The sequence below is a fragment of the Microcoleus sp. CAWBG58 genome, assembly GCF_020883045.1.
Lineage (GTDB): Bacteria > Cyanobacteriota > Cyanobacteriia > Cyanobacteriales > Microcoleaceae > Microcoleus.
Map to the genome: position 1 here is coordinate 143,598 of NZ_JAHRFA010000002.1, position 14,424 is coordinate 158,021.

The window sequence follows — 14,424 nt, forward strand, 5'->3', positions numbered from 1 at the left end:
TAACAGTTGACAGTCGATATGTGGTAGGGGCATTGCCCCCGTGAGAGTCCTCTTAGTTGATAGTTGACGGCTTGAGTGTTGACCGAAAGAAGAAGGAATAAGTCAAGCGTGAATTCGGAAGAAAGAAGAAAGAATTAAGAACTTCCTAATCGTCTTTACCCTTGCTTAAAATTGAAAATTTGCTCGCTCAAATAAGAATTACCCAAATAAACCAGATTTCTGCTTGTAAGTCCTCGGTTTGATAGCTAAATATTTACTCCTCGCATCGGATTTCAGAGTCAAGAGTGTATCTCAAAATCTCAAAATCCAAGATTCAAAACTCCTAATTCATAACTAATAATTAATTAAAGTGCGTTCTTTTTGGTCAGATCCTTTCTTGTGGATTCACCTTTCTGGGGTGGCTGCATTGCCGCTTTTCCTGGGACTGTGCTTGCTGGGACTTGCAGTGGGTTCTCCCACGCTCTCTGTCTGGTTAGAAGTGTTTTTAGTGGCTGTAGCAGGTATTGTTCCTGTGCTGTGGATGCAATGGTTCCGCCCTTTTTACATTTTTAGTATTTTAGTCGTGGCCGTGAAACCGCAGAATTTAACTTCTGTGCAGCAGCAGATGCTGACTCGGTTTAAAACTAAATTAAATCAAGGAATTGCTCTTTTTATCGCTGTTTTGCTGGCAGTAATTTTGTGGCAGCTATATCGATTTGCTCCCCTCGCTGCTGGGGTGGCTCCGTTTCCTCCTTCCTGGCGGTGGGCTGGATTGTTGTTGGCAGTTGCTGCTTTTTTAGCTAGCAATTTGTTTTTGCAGGTGTCTGCTAGCGTGATGGCTGTTTTGCTGACGCCGGAATCAGAATTTGTAGCGACAAAGCCTCATGTATTAGAAAACATTAGGCAGGATTTTACGATCGCACCTTGGCAAGTCGATCGACTTTTGCCAACTTTTGCGGGCGAGACAACTGTCGATCCGACTGCAGCCGCAGACTCAATCCCACCAGCCGAAGGCATCAAGAATGCGTCATCCAGCAGTACAGTCAACTCAGAACCTGCGGACACCAACGGCCCTACATCCCTAACCCAACAGTCGATCGAAAAGTGAAATAAAACATTAAGATCGACATAATTGTAGTTTAAGCTACTTTATTTTCGACAGATGTATGCTGTAAGAAAAACAAGTAATGCTCCCGCTCAGATAGAGATTATTAATACTCTTAATATTTAATATTTAATCGCAGGTTGTGGCTATTTTATATTGGCTATTTGGAGAAAAGAATCTATAATAGAGAGAGTCAAGGTAAGCTTTCAATCCTTACAGGGAATTAAAACAGAGGTATAACAATATGGCGAATTATCTACCGATCGCACAAGAACCTCAAGCCGCAGAGCCGATCGAGCTGTGCGAAGATTCTGAAATCTGGGGCAGTCTCAAATCCGCGATCGGAGCAAGTTCAGGATTTCAACGCTGGCAGCTAGAACTCAATTTTGAGAGTCAACAGCAAAATTGCACCATCGATCAGCAGGTTCGATCCTATCTGCGGGAAACTTTAGAAACTTTGGCTTACTGAGCGTAGCAAAACCAGAGATTGCCATAGTTTGTGAAATTTAACCTCAAATTCCGCCCTATCCCCTCCAATATGCTATGGGAGTTAACTTTCAACTTCGGAGTTCAAATTGCAGGGGAGAGATCTAACTAAATCAAAGATAACCTAGACATCGCCGGACAATCTGATACAATCAAACAAAAGTTGAACAAAAAACTATTGTCAAGTATCTCCCACCCTAATCATCATCCTCCTCCATCCTTGGAGTCAAAAAAAGAAATCTCCGACGTTGGGAAGAAACAGGAAAAATCAAAAAGCTTCTTGCCCTATTGGAACGAATCTTCTCATGAAATGTCCGAATGGTTGTCGTTGCCCACAAAAACCGATTGGCAAGAAGAGGCTTTGACAAATGCCAATGGAATACCGAGCAAAACCGGTGTAAACTCCTGGTACCGGAGCAAACAAACCTTAGTCCAGAACCAGAAATGCTTGAAGACGTGCTTGCAGTCCTCCACCGAGCGAGTAGTAGATTGTACTCTAGATGAAAGTATAAAACTCAAATCTCACAAGCTCAGGATTTACCCAAGTCAGGAATTAAATAAAGTCTGGCGTAAATGGCTAGCAGCCTGTCGTTATTGTTTCAACCAAGCAATAGCAATGCAGCGAAAAAAGCGATTAAGCAAGCTGGAATTGCGTAATTCAGTTATGCGAAGTGATTTACCAGAATGGGTAAAAGAAACACCTTGTCATATCAGGCAGAATGCTATTTTTGATGCTTACCGAGCATTTAAGGCAAGTTCAGACGCCAAGTTCCGTAGCGTCAGAGATTACTCTCAAACCATCAAGTTTAACGATTCAAACTTCAGGTCAGGCACTTGGTATCCTTCCTTAACCAAAGGATTAACCTATCATACTTCTGAGGTAATTCCTGATTGCGATCGAGGTACTCAGTTAGTCTACTGCAAGGGTCGTTGGTTTGGGGTGTTTCCTGTGCCAGTTACTTTGCCGCCTACGGTAGCAACAGGAATTATTGCATTAGATCCGGGGGTGAGAACATTTATGACCGGATTTGATGGCAATAAATTCCTTGAGTTTGGAGGTGGTGACATGGGACGAATAGCTCGTCTGTGCCAACACTTAGATAACTTAATGAGCCGAATATCTCAAGCCACGAAACGGCGCCGAAAACGGATGAGGCAAGCGGCTCATCGCATGAGAATACGGATTCGGAATTTAGTAGACGAATGCCAAAAACAAACCGCTTGCTATTTAACTAGCAACTATCGAGTCATATTTCTTCCAACTTTTGAGTCTTCCCAAATGGTAGCCCGGTCACGAAGAAAGATTCGTTCAAAAACCGCTAGAGCCATGTTGACATGGGCCCATTACAGATTCAAACAAACCATCAAACATCAAGCAAATATCAGAAACGTCAGCGTGACTGATGTCACAGAAGAATACACGTCTAAAACTTGTACCCATTGCGGTCACTTACATCAAAAGTTAGGTGGTTCTAAAGTGTTTACTTGCCCTGAGTGTGGCTACTCAATCCCACGGGATTACAATGGTGATGAAAGGTATATTACTGAAAGCTTTGCGGGATACCGCCTCTATCTCCTATGAGGATCAAGCGTGCTATCGTTACTTTGTCCGGCAATTGCCGGGTAAATGTCGCGTAAATGTATCAGAACTAGATAATTTTCGCACTCCCTCCACCCAAGCCTCAGTATCGTAGGGGAAATTGTGAGGCGACCAACCTTCTGTCGTTAAAAGTAGTTTATCTTTAGGAACTCCGGCTTCTTGAAACGATTTTGCTACTATCGGACTAGGACGAAATAGAAAATCAATTACATTAGACCTGTTGCAAAATAATTTTATGCTACGAGCTAGGGTTTGGCTTAAGTGGAGCAGATTGCAGGTTAGATCGGCACTTTACAATTATGAGTTAGCTCTGGGGGTCTAAAACTCAAAGCCTTTAATTGTTACATAGGTTTTTTTGCCAGAGGTCTATTGTGCGATCGCACAAATCAACCGCTGCTGACAAAATCCCCTACAGTCTAGGCAGGCGAATCTTGTTCAAAATGTCTTGCAGCCGTTCTGAAGCACCACCAAATTGTTCAGACAAAGCTACAAGTTTGCCGTAAGCTTCAACTAAGCGATCGCCCTCAACATTAACCTCTGGAGCAGGATAATTCTTCATAGCTTCCAGCAGCGTAATCTCGTTATCATTAGTTGCCGACAGCACCAAGGCCTCGCGCAAAGCTTCTCGATTTGCTTTCCCAGAAGGAGTGCGAATTACCTGACCCACTTCATCGAGAATTATTTCCCCAACTTTACTGTTGAGCGTCTTATCCAACAAGCTTTGACTAACTTTCACCGGTCTCATCAGACTGCGGCGAACCACTTCCGGGTCTTTTTTTGCCTTTCCCAGCAGCATTTCTAACCCGGGTGACATTTTCCCAGTTTCTGCAAAAATTTCTAATTCGCTGACTGGTAAAGTCATTCGGATCGCACTGTATTTGAGCACTACCTTTTCGGCCGCCGCCGCGGCACTGCTGTAAAACACGATTCCCACACCTGCGGCTAAAAATAATGTCCACCGCCCTTTGCAAAATGACTTGCTCATAGTAAAATCTCCCAAAATCTTGTTCTACTTTGACTTTGACATATTTCCCAATATCCCGCCCATAGCACAAAGCCGAACACCAGCTCTTCTATAAGTGAAGGCTGGCGATCGGCTGAAATTTATTTAATATGTTTAGGGTCTTTATGAAAGCTGACCCCAATTGAACGAGTTACAAGCGGTTTATGATTAGGGTCTTTAAATTGGCTGACCCCAATTGAACCCACCTTCATATAATGACAGGGATCGATCGCAAACCAGGGTTTCGTAATACTTTCTTTATAATTATAACTTTTCCTTGCCTCAGGTATCTTTTTGTGTAGATTTGTAAACCTTTGTTACTTCGACTTCGCCGATCGGGCTTCGGCGCGTTGCTCCCAACGAAACAAGAACACCATCAAAGCCACGACTCCGACTTGGAGGGCAAAATTGGGTAAAGCAGAGCCAAGTTCTCGGCCCGAGGCAATTTTCGCGAGGAAAACTACGCCGCCCATAAAGCCCGAAGCGCCACAAGCTACGTACACAAACTGTCGTAGAGGCCGGTAGGGAGTAGCCATTTCTGCGGTTAAACGCTGGTATTGTTGGCGGCTGAGGTTGCGCGGGTTTTTTGGGAGTAAAGTGCGATCGTCAGAATTTGGGGCTGGCATAAATTTAGAGAATAAGATGGGACGGCGGTTGAAACCGCGTCTACAAAAACCCCAGGACGCCTCCGCGGAATGAAGAAAATAACGTAATTGTAATCGCTCAGTATTCAACCCGCGGAGGCGCGTGAAAGTTTGTGTAGATGCGGTTTCAACCGCCCGGTTTTCTTTACCTACAACAAATATCTCACAAGTTCCGGAATAAATCATCGTTGAATCAACATCACAACTGTCTGCAAACAGCCTACAAAAACGCCCAAAATCCCTCCTAAATTTACAATTCCCTGCAACTCGCTTTTGACAATTCCCTGAATAGCTAGCTCCAACTCTTCGGGAGAAGTGCCTTTTACTCGATCGATAATTACCTGGTCGATATTCAAAATCGGGATAGCCTGAGCTACAATATTTTCTAAATCCCGCTCCAGATAGCGATCTAACACCAAAGCCAGTTCTTTGCTAACAATTTCTAGGGAAGCGCTCATCACCGCTGAAGTTTGCAATCGATTGAGAATTAACCGCGAAATATTTTCCCAGTCAATAGATTTGCTCAACCCATCAAGTACCTCTGTACCCCGCTCTTGAACGTAGCTGCGAACGCTGTCGCGCATAGTTTTTCGCAACTGTCTCACCGTCGAAACCGGTAAGTTTTGCATCGACAAATTTTGCAGCCATTCCTGAAGTCGCCCACGAATTCCCAAAGAAACAGTTAATTCTGCTAACCGCTGATTTGTGACTTGTCTGTCATCCAGACAAAAAGTCCGCAGCCGAGTTAAAGTGTTGCGTAAACCAAACAAATTGGCTACTACCCAATAAGTGCCGCTGGTTTTTTCTCGAAATCCTTCATCGACGATCGAAATATTGCGATCGGTCAAAAAGTCAATCAAAGCCTGCCGCAGCACTTCTGGCGGTATTACTACCTGCAACAGCCAATCAGACAACTGACCAGCTTGAGCTTCTGTTAGCTGAATTTCCAGCAAAACTTGGTCAAAAATTTGATTTAGCTGAGCTTCTAAAAAATCTTCTCGGCGCGCCAAAACTTTGAGAATTCGCGGCACAGATTCCCCGAGCAAGTCTCGCAGAATGTTAGCAAGAATTTTAGCAGTTTTTTGCTCTGTGTCTGCCTTTACTTGATCCAGGGCCAACTGCAACAGCCAGAGAATGACTGACTGCATCCGCTCAGTTTGAAGGAGGCGGCGCGCCAAGTTTTGCAGTTCCTGCGGCGTCAGCAGCGAACCCATGATTGTGTCGGAAATTCGCTTAGCCAAGCGCTCTTGGTTGCGGGGGATCAAACCGGGAGTGAAAGGCAACTGCCGCCCTTTGATGTAAATAGCTCGATAGGGGCGGAACAGCATTTTGATAGCTATATCGTTAGTGAAATAGCCAATAATTCCTCCCACTACAGGCGGGGCTAACAACAGCCAAAGTTCAGAGGGATTCATCAATTATTGGGAAATTGGGAATTGGGCGAAGCGAAGCGGAGGGATGGGGCATGGGGCATGGGGCATTGGTTATTGGTTATTGGTTATTGGTTATTGGTTATTGGTTATTGGAAATTAGAACAACAAGTAACAAGTAACAAGTAACAAATAACTAATAGCAACTGTCAACTGTCAACTGTCAACTGTCAACTGACTAACACCAATACTCCCATCATAGCTCCGGCAATGGGATAGTGGGTGGCGGTGGCAAATCCGGCTTGGCGGGCGATCGCGACTTGCTGCTCGCCGATCGGGAATTTTTCTAAACTAGGATTAATGTAGGCATATTCTTGAGTCATGCCAAATTGCTGAGCCACTGGCACCACGAGAGTATCTAGATAAAACTGCTGAAAGCTCCGCATCAGGGAATTGCTGGGGCGGTGGAGGTCGAGAATAGCAGCCTTTGCGCCCGGTTTGAGGACGCGGTGCAATTCCTGAAGACTGCGGGGGATGTCCGTCACGTTTCGCAAGCCGTAACCCATGGTGGCGCAGTCGAAGTAATTGTCGGGAAAAGGCAAGTTTAGGGCGTCAGCTTCTACCCAGGTAATGGGACTTGCAGGAGTGAGAAAAGGTCGATCGCGCTTACCTGCAACGGCCAGTTGTTCAGCAGAAAAATCTACTCCAAATACCGAACCGGTAGGCCCTGCTTGTTTTGCCAGCAGCAATGCTATATCGCCGCTGCCGCAGCACAAGTCTAAACAAGTATTTCCCGGGCCCGCACAGCTCCATTTCACTGCCATTTGCTTCCAAATCCGGTGCTGCCCCAAGCTTAACCAGTCATTCAATTGGTTGTAAACTGGTGCAATTCGATTAAATATAGTTTTAATTTTTTCTGCGTTATTAGTCATTGGTGATTAGTTATTAGTTATTGGTTATTGGTGATTGGTTATTTGTGATTAGTTATTGGTTATTAGTTATTAGTTATTTCTCTGTTACGAATAACTGTTGACTGTTGACTACTAACAACTGTCAACTAACAACTGTCAACTAACAACTGTCAACTAACAACTGTCAACTGTCAACTGTCAACTGCCAACTAACAACTGTCAATTAATTAATCACCCTGAAAACTCGTCAATACCAAAGCAACTTGTTGAGCGGCGAGGTGAACTGTTGTGAGTTCGTCGGGACGCAGGGAGCAAGGTTGCTTCCACTGAAGGGATATCAGGGCGATCGATCGACCTTTGTGAATCACCGGAACGCTCAGGTGAGCTTGAATGCCCGATTTTTGATAGTGTGGCAGACTTGCTAGGGCTGCGTCGCTGGCAATATTCACAGCACCCTGAATAGCTTGAGAGGAGATCGCCTCTAAAACCAGAGGGTCATCTGCCAGCCAATTTTCCCCAGTTTTACCGCTGGTGTGAGTACCTTGAGCCGGCATTAAAGCAGTTCCTTCGACCAATTGCAAAATGCAAGTATCAGCCAAAAAATTATCGCTCACAGCAGTAGCAATTGGATCTAAAGTTGCTTCCAAACTTGGATAATCTACAGCCGTTTGCATGATGGTTGCTAACAGTTGTATTTGATTTTGGGCGCGGTGCAATTCCTCAGTCCGCTGCTTGAGAACTTCATAAGTCTCGGCCGCCTTTTGCACCACCATTTTCAATTCGTTCGGGTCCCAAGGCTTGGTGATATACTTGTAAACCTGTCCGGAGTTAATCGCATCCACCAAGTCTTCAATATCCGTAAAACCAGTCAAGATAATTCTGACCGTATTCGGAAACTGCGGCACGGTTTTGCTGAGAAATTCCGTTCCCTTCATTTCTGGCATCCGCTGATCGGAAATGATGACGGCGACCTCGCCCTCAATGGCGAGGACTTCCAAGGCGCGAATCCCGCTCTCAGCTTTGAGCACGTTAAAATCTCGTCGAAAAGTGCGGTAGAGTAAATCCAGATTGTCTGGTTCATCGTCTACTACCAGCATTTTGGGTTTTTTTGGTCGGTGTAGTGTCATGAGCTGGCGTTTAATTTGATCGAGCTCTGGAATGGCATTATCCATAACAATACGATAAACTCCCCTTTGTAAATTTAGGCGAGCAACTATTCTGTAACAATAGTCTCATAACTCCCTTACCATAAATCTATCGCTCTCCCGCGACACGAGCCTTGCTAGTATCCAATTACACATAACTCAACGCTGGTTTTTGATTCAATTATGACTGATACACCGCAAGATTCTTCCCCTTCTAAACCTGCACCCTCCACTGATGCTGTGGATGTGGAAAAGTTAATTCGATCGCTCCGCCGCAAGGAAGGCACCTGGGTAGAGTGGGGACAAGCCTGCACGGCACTGTTGCAAGCGGGCTGCAACTCTCAGCAGATTTTTGAACAAACTGGTTTTGAGCCTATTCAACAAAATCAGGTCGGCGTTGCAGCACAAGTTTACACCAGCATGGTCAATGCTGGTGCTTCGGAGGAAGTTCGATCGCACTTTCTGCGGAAGGGTAGTGATATTTTATACGAGTTTCGGATTCTTTCGCAAGCAGAGCGAGCCGGAGCGGCAGCTTTGATGTTGGCCCACAATTTGGATGTTGATGATTCCCGCCAAGTTGCTAAGGCGATGAAGGAGTTTTCGCACTTCGGGAGTCTCCCACAGGGGTTCACAGACACTCCTGGGGATGCTGTAGCTTACCAGTGTTGGCAGTTGGCGAGACAGAAAAGCGATTTGCAAGAGCGATCGCGCTTAATTGCTCGCGGTTTAAAATTAGCTAGCAGCCAAACTGCTAGGGCGCAAATCGAGCAGTTGCTGGTCGATTTTACCGTAGTTCCGAGGCAGGAAGCGCCCCGCTTACCAGTTTACAGGCTCGATACCGAGGAACAACTGCCCCGGATTGTCCCGGTTGTAGGCAAATTGCCGCTTTCTACGTCAGATTTGCTGGCAGTGCCTTTGCCGGAGGAAATCGAGCCCTTCCGCATGGTAAAGTTTTCGGGAGCCGGAGCTTGGGTGGCGATTCCTGGATGGCAGGTAATTTTGAACGCGGAAGATCCGGTGGCGGTTTTGGAAATGAGCGATCGACTGCCGGTACCGCTGCAAGGTAAAGTTGAAGAAGTTTTGATTATTGCCGATCGCGCCCAAAGACAGTGGGATGCTGAGAGTTATTTCCTGGCCGATAACGGGGGGAATTTAGAATTGCAATGGTTTGAAACATCCCCGCAGTTGTCGATTTTGGGGCGAGTTGTTTTGGTGATGCGACCGAAGAAGATTGTGGATGAAGATTATACCAAAGATGGATGGCAAATTGACGATTAGTCAGTTGACAGTTGACAGTTGGCAGTTGACAGTTGACAGTTGACAGTCATTCATAGGGTGTGTCGCGATCGAAAATCCTAAACAAAGATAGACAATCTCATCGCGACGCACCTTATATTATTTGCGATTCTGAATTTGGGCAGGAGTTGCACAACTGTTACATTAATTGACACTCCCAGGTCTAAAGACACTGAGATTCTTAAGAAATTTCGTTCTTAATATCCCTATTGCTAGGGTTCCTGGGCGCAATCCTTTTGCCAAAAAATGGTGGGCTGCTATCCTTGCCTTTGGGCAAGCTCAGAGGAGCGTTTAAGGGTTTTTAGCCCTTGGTAACGCGAGAGTCCCCGCGTACCTTTAATGTATGGTAGGCATTTGCTTCTCAGGTTTGCACCTGTGTATCCATCCCACTATGCTTAGTATAAGAGCTTTTGCCCTTTTTACACTGCCAAAAATGTTAAGAATTAAGAAAGACTCACGGCGGTTAAAACCGCCCGCGTCGCTTTCATCGAGCGGTCTAAAGACTCTGAGTTTTTCGCTTCCCGACTGTTTTTTATAAAAAAAAAGGTACGTAGTTGCGCTTCAGCGCTCTTTATAAATATCAGGAAAGAGCGCTGAAGTGCAACTACGTACCTTAAAATTAACCCCCCATAAGAGTAACTGTTGCGTTCAGAAGTGTTGGGAATGATATTACGTGCGATCGCAATATTTCGGTGCTTGGTGCGTCGCTAGCTAATGACAAGTAAGAGTAAGAGGGCGGGCACGGGGGCACCGCCCCTACCAATGCCCAATGCCCCATGCCCAATGCCCCATGCCCCATGCCCAATGACTAATTCGCAGCGGGCGGTTTCGGTTCTTGAACTTTTGGAACAGAATGCTGTTTCTTAAATCTAATGATACCATAAGTGGCAGCTCCAATTACTAGGAAATAAGGAGTGTAAGCCAAAAGCCAAATTCCCAATGCAAGCAAACCTAAAGTTAATTCGCTCACAGAATGAGTCGCTTGTCCCCAAGTTTCCTGCACCCGCAAGCCGAGAGAAGGTTCCGGTTCTTGCTGGGCCGAGACTGCTGCTTCTAGAGTTAAACTAATAGTCGAATAGGCTACTTGATTCCGCAAACTTTTTAACTGAGCGTCGATGCGCTCGATCGACTCCCGAATCGTACTCAACTGCTGAGAAGCTTTGAGAACGTCGCCAACAGAGCCGGAGCGCTCCATAATTTTTAACACAACTTCCTCGGATTTGCGAAGGTTACGCAGCCTAGCCTCGCTGTCAACTAATTGCTCGCTAACATCCTCAGCCGTAAGCCCTCGGTTTTCGACACTTCCGAGTTTTGCTAAAGCATCTAAAGTAGTTTCTAACTTTTCTTGAGGTACCCGAATCTGCACGGTTGCAGTTTGGCGCACGCTAGAATCCGGCGGCTTTTGGTTTTGGAAACCCAAAATATCGCCTCGCTGTTTTTTCACAATCTCGGTAACAGATTTAGTGCTGCTGTCAATAGATTTGACAACTACACTGAGTTCGGCTTTTTTAATCAGTTGGGGAGCAGTTGCTGGAGTTTCTGCGGCTGGTTTTTTTGCGGTGTCAGCAGCAACTTTTGACGCTGCGCCTCCGGGTGTGCTTACAGGTGCGGGTGCGGATTGGGGAGCAGATGCGGCAATTTGCTTTTCAGCGCTGCGGGATGAGGTAAAGCCGTTTGCAGAGCCTGTGGGGGAAGTTGCACAGCTTGGTAAAGCAATGGCTGAGGATAAAGTTAAGAATGCTACAACTGCAAAGCGAGTTGTGCTTTTGTTGGCTGGGTTTGGCTGCTGTGGCGGGAAATTGGTTTTGAGGTAAGTTTTCATTGGGGATTTTTCCTGTAAAAAGGTTTGGGTATTGAATTTTATGCTGGTTTTAATTTAAGCTCGGATAGATAGGGTTAGTTTAGCCGATACCAAAATGGAAACGGTAGAGGTTGAAGAGTTGTTGGTTTTTAACCGCAGATGAACGCAGATAGACGCAGATTTAATACGAGTCTGATAACGGTTCGGGGTTCGGACTTTCACCCGAAATTCAGCAACTTGGTTTCTGATACGGTTTGGGGGGTATCTCAGTTTTGTATTTATAGTGCGAGCACCTCAAGAGCTCGCGTATTGTACAATACGCGAGCGGGGACAGCACTCAAAGAAAAAATGCTTTTTACAAAAATGAGATGCTCCCTACGGTTTGAAACTGTCGATCGCGAACAATATTTTGCTAATCTAAAATCTCAAATCTAAAATCGCATGACTGATGAATTTGATACTGATTTTAGTCGATCGACTGCCGAGATCGATCGCCCGAACAGCACTTTCTCCGAGTTAGAGCCCGCCGCGCTTTTGGCTGCCGCTTGCGGTAAAATTCGCGACAGCTTGCGTGCGGGCCAGCACGAGATGGCGGATTGGGCGGGCGGCCCCCTTGCGGTTTCGGCGGTTCCAGGGGCCGGGAAGTCTACAGGAATGGCTGCTGCGTCGGCAATTGCGATCGCCCGCAATCGACTTAACAACCGCCGTCAGTTAATTGTAGTGACGTTTACGCGATCGGCTGCTGCTAATATTAAAGCTAAAATTCGGGAAAGATTGGCACAATTGTCTTTATCCCAAGGCGGTTTTGCGGTGCACACTTTACACGGTTTAGCTTTAAATATTGCGATGCGCCATCCGGATTTGTCGGGTTTAAATCTCGATAATTCGACATTAGTCACTCCAACTCAAAGTCACCGCTTAATTCGGACTTGTGTAGAACTTTGGATCGCCGAAAATCCCCGCCGATATCAAGTTTTGTTGGAAGGACAGCAATTTGATGGAGAAGAAACAGAGAGATTGCGGCGCCAATCGGTTTTACGCACAGAGATTTTGCCGCAGTTAGCTAAAACTGTGATTCACGAGGCAAAATCTTCCGGTTTATCCCCCGAAGAGTTATTAAAAATGGGCGATATTGATTCTGGCGACGGTTATGAAATTTTAGCGGTAGCCGGCGGTTTATATCAAAAATATCAGGCTTTGTTGAGAAGCCGGGAATTCATCGATTACGACGAGATGATTTTAGCAGCTTTGCGGGTGTTGGAAAATCCCGGAGCGAAGGCGATCGAGCAAAAGCAAGTATTTGCGGTGTTTGAGGATGAAGCACAGGATTCTACACCTTTACAGACTAGGCTTTTGAAAACATTGGCGATCGATCCCGACCGTCCTAATTCACCTCCTAATTTTATCAGAGTTGGCGATCCAAATCAAGCGATAAATTCAACTTTCACTCCCGCCGATCCGATTTATTTTAACCAATTTTGTGACGAATGCGAAGTTGAAAATAAGTTAGCAACAATGGACGGTGCAGGCCGCAGTAGCCAGATCGTTATTGATGCAGCTAACTTTATGTTGCAATGGGTAAACCGCTCAGAATTAGCGGGAACCGAACAGCCTTTTCGCGACCAAACTATTAAGACAGTTCCCAGCGATGACCCGCAGCAAAATGCCAATCCTGCCCCCATAGGTCGAGGCTTAGAATTGCATACTCCCCGCGACATTTACCATACAGTTGAGTTAATTGGCAAGCGGGTAATTGAGTTAGTCGAAGAATTTTTACCTGCGGATTTTGTCTGGACAAGTCACGAGCAAAATATTCAATCTAGCAGTGAATCGAGGGATGAAGAAAATCGCCCTAAATTGCCGTTAGAAAATCTAAAATCAATGGCTGTTTTGGTGCGGGAAAACAAACAAGGCAAGTTTATCAAAGAAGTCCTAGAAAATCCGCAAAAACACGGATTGAGCTGCGATTTACGCAAATACGGGATTAAAATTGAGGATGTCGGGGAACGAGACAGACATTCTCAAGTACCTTGGGAAATATTAACATTGCTGCAATTTCTCGATCGCCCGCACTCACCAGACTACCTGAAAGCAGCCTTAAAGATTTTGAGCGATCGACAACTCATCCCCAAACAAGACTACAATGCGTTTGCCACCAGCCCCGAACAATTCCTCTACCCAGGCCCCCTAGACCCCCAGCAGTCAGATCCAGTCCGCAAATGCCGTTATTTTTGCTGCGGTTTACTGCAAGCACGCCTAGAACTCCCGCCCTACCAAATCATCTCATTCTTAGCCTTAGCCCTGCAATACGACCAAACAGAATTAGCCACCGCCGACAAATTAGCCGAAAGAGTAGCAATCCAAACAGCCGGCAACAATTCAATGCGCAACATTTTGGACGTACTCAGCGAAATTGTTAGTTCAGAAAGATTTGAGCCTGTAGATGCAGATGACAAAATAGAAGAACGCTACACCAGCAAAGGTCAACTCACAATTATTACCATGCACAAAGCCAAAGGATTAGATTGGGATTGTGTATTTTTACCATTTCTGCACGACCAAACAATCCCCGGAAGCTTGCGAGTTTTGCCACAAACCAGATTTTTAGGAGATTTCACTTTAGCAGAGGTAGCGAGAGCGCAAATTCGAGCCAGTTTGCACGAAAAACATCCTTTACCAAATCTCGGCGAAGCGTGGGAACAAGCAGGTTATTTGAAAACAGCAGAAGAGTTTCGATTGCTATATGTAGCCATGACGCGGGCCAAAAGTTTGCTGTGGATGGCAGCGGCGAAGAAAGGGCCTTTTACTTGGAACAAACCCGAGAATTTGCAAGAGCAAAAACCTTGTCCGATAATGCCTGTTCTAAAACAGCAATTTCCGGGAAATGTGATGTTGTTGTAAAATATAGGATTAGTTAGAAATAAAGATTTCTTTAACGAACCGCGAACTCCGCAAACTTGGAGAACAAAAGCTCGCTAAAAAAAATATCCTTGGCCGGGTTTATTGAGTCCGAGATTTGGTATAATGCCAACAATCTCTCTCAAAAAATTCTCTTTTCTTCCTCTGCGTTCTCTGCGCCCTCTG

Annotated in this window: 11 protein-coding genes and 1 pseudogene; 6 read left to right on the forward strand and 6 right to left on the reverse strand. The window is 45.5% G+C overall.

The window, feature by feature from the left end; genetic code table 11:
- Positions 1–349 precede the first annotated feature (349 nt).
- The 4 genes and pseudogenes from QZ918_RS01420 (at position 350) to QZ918_RS01435 (ending at position 3,152) form a co-directional block, all read left to right on the forward strand.
- Positions 350–1,087, forward strand: coding sequence for a low-complexity tail membrane protein (locus QZ918_RS01420; protein WP_293330165.1), 738 nt, complete (start codon positions 350–352; stop codon positions 1,085–1,087).
- A gap of 241 nt (positions 1,088–1,328) precedes the next feature.
- A complete protein-coding gene (locus QZ918_RS01425) occupies positions 1,329–1,553 on the forward strand; it encodes a hypothetical protein (RefSeq protein WP_293148632.1) in 225 nt (74 codons plus the stop codon).
- Positions 1,554–1,834: 281 nt separating this feature from the next.
- A pseudogene (locus tag QZ918_RS01430) lies at positions 1,835–2,074 on the forward strand (recombinase family protein); the annotation flags it as partial.
- Positions 2,031–3,152 (forward strand): transposase, encoded by a 1,122-nt coding sequence (locus tag QZ918_RS01435; RefSeq protein WP_527250375.1) that lies wholly within the window; start codon positions 2,031–2,033, stop codon positions 3,150–3,152. The pseudogene QZ918_RS01430 and the gene QZ918_RS01435, both read left to right, overlap by 44 nt.
- Positions 3,153–3,579: 427 nt before the next feature.
- Here the strand turns inward: QZ918_RS01435 and QZ918_RS01440 are convergent, their stop codons facing one another.
- From QZ918_RS01440 to QZ918_RS01460, 5 genes are all read right to left on the reverse strand, one after another.
- Positions 3,580–4,155, reverse strand: coding sequence for an alpha/beta hydrolase (locus tag QZ918_RS01440; protein ID WP_293330168.1), 576 nt, complete (start codon positions 4,153–4,155; stop codon positions 3,580–3,582).
- Between the two features lie 335 nt (positions 4,156–4,490).
- Entirely contained in the window at positions 4,491–4,799 is a 309-nt protein-coding gene (locus QZ918_RS01445) for a DUF3493 domain-containing protein (protein WP_293330171.1), read from the reverse strand.
- A gap of 200 nt (positions 4,800–4,999) precedes the next feature.
- Entirely contained in the window at positions 5,000–6,232 is a 1,233-nt protein-coding gene (locus QZ918_RS01450; protein WP_293148624.1) for a DUF445 domain-containing protein, read from the reverse strand.
- 185 nt (positions 6,233–6,417) lie between these two features.
- Entirely contained in the window at positions 6,418–7,119 is a 702-nt protein-coding gene (gene ubiE, locus QZ918_RS01455) for a bifunctional demethylmenaquinone methyltransferase/2-methoxy-6-polyprenyl-1,4-benzoquinol methylase UbiE (protein WP_293148622.1), read from the reverse strand.
- 206 nt (positions 7,120–7,325) lie between these two features.
- Positions 7,326–8,270, reverse strand: a complete 945-nt coding sequence (locus QZ918_RS01460; protein WP_293330174.1) for a response regulator — start codon at positions 8,268–8,270, stop codon at positions 7,326–7,328.
- A gap of 156 nt (positions 8,271–8,426) precedes the next feature.
- On the opposite strand from QZ918_RS01460, the gene QZ918_RS01465 reads away from it, so the two are divergent.
- Positions 8,427–9,521 carry a RuBisCO accumulation factor 1 gene (locus QZ918_RS01465; RefSeq protein WP_293148619.1) on the forward strand — a complete coding sequence of 365 codons (1,095 nt, stop codon included), beginning with the start codon at positions 8,427–8,429 and terminating at the stop codon, positions 9,519–9,521.
- 826 nt (positions 9,522–10,347) lie between these two features.
- Here QZ918_RS01465 and QZ918_RS01470 read toward each other — a convergent pair.
- Positions 10,348–11,361 (reverse strand): DUF4349 domain-containing protein, encoded by a 1,014-nt coding sequence (locus QZ918_RS01470; RefSeq protein ID WP_293330177.1) that lies wholly within the window; start codon positions 11,359–11,361, stop codon positions 10,348–10,350.
- Positions 11,362–11,781: 420 nt separating this feature from the next.
- On the opposite strand from QZ918_RS01470, the gene QZ918_RS01475 reads away from it, so the two are divergent.
- Positions 11,782–14,241, forward strand: coding sequence for an ATP-dependent helicase (locus QZ918_RS01475; protein WP_293330180.1), 2,460 nt, complete (start codon positions 11,782–11,784; stop codon positions 14,239–14,241).
- The last annotated feature ends 183 nt before the right edge of the window (positions 14,242–14,424 follow it).

Bases quoted from the DNA above. Each gene is read 5' to 3' on its own strand.
- QZ918_RS01445 (WP_293330171.1), bottom strand. From the start codon at position 4,799: ATGCCAGCCCCAAATTCTGACGATCGCACTTTACTCCCAAAAAACCCG.
- QZ918_RS01465 (WP_293148619.1), top strand. From the start codon at position 8,427: ATGACTGATACACCGCAAGATTCTTCCCCTTCTAAACCTGCACCCTCC.
- ubiE (WP_293148622.1), bottom strand. From the start codon at position 7,119: ATGACTAATAACGCAGAAAAAATTAAAACTATATTTAATCGAATTGCA.
- QZ918_RS01450 (WP_293148624.1), bottom strand. From the start codon at position 6,232: ATGAATCCCTCTGAACTTTGGCTGTTGTTAGCCCCGCCTGTAGTGGGA.
- QZ918_RS01425 (WP_293148632.1), top strand. From the start codon at position 1,329: ATGGCGAATTATCTACCGATCGCACAAGAACCTCAAGCCGCAGAGCCG.
- QZ918_RS01440 (WP_293330168.1), bottom strand. From the start codon at position 4,155: ATGAGCAAGTCATTTTGCAAAGGGCGGTGGACATTATTTTTAGCCGCA.
- QZ918_RS01460 (WP_293330174.1), bottom strand. From the start codon at position 8,270: ATGGATAATGCCATTCCAGAGCTCGATCAAATTAAACGCCAGCTCATG.
- QZ918_RS01470 (WP_293330177.1), bottom strand. From the start codon at position 11,361: ATGAAAACTTACCTCAAAACCAATTTCCCGCCACAGCAGCCAAACCCA.
- QZ918_RS01475 (WP_293330180.1), top strand. From the start codon at position 11,782: ATGACTGATGAATTTGATACTGATTTTAGTCGATCGACTGCCGAGATC.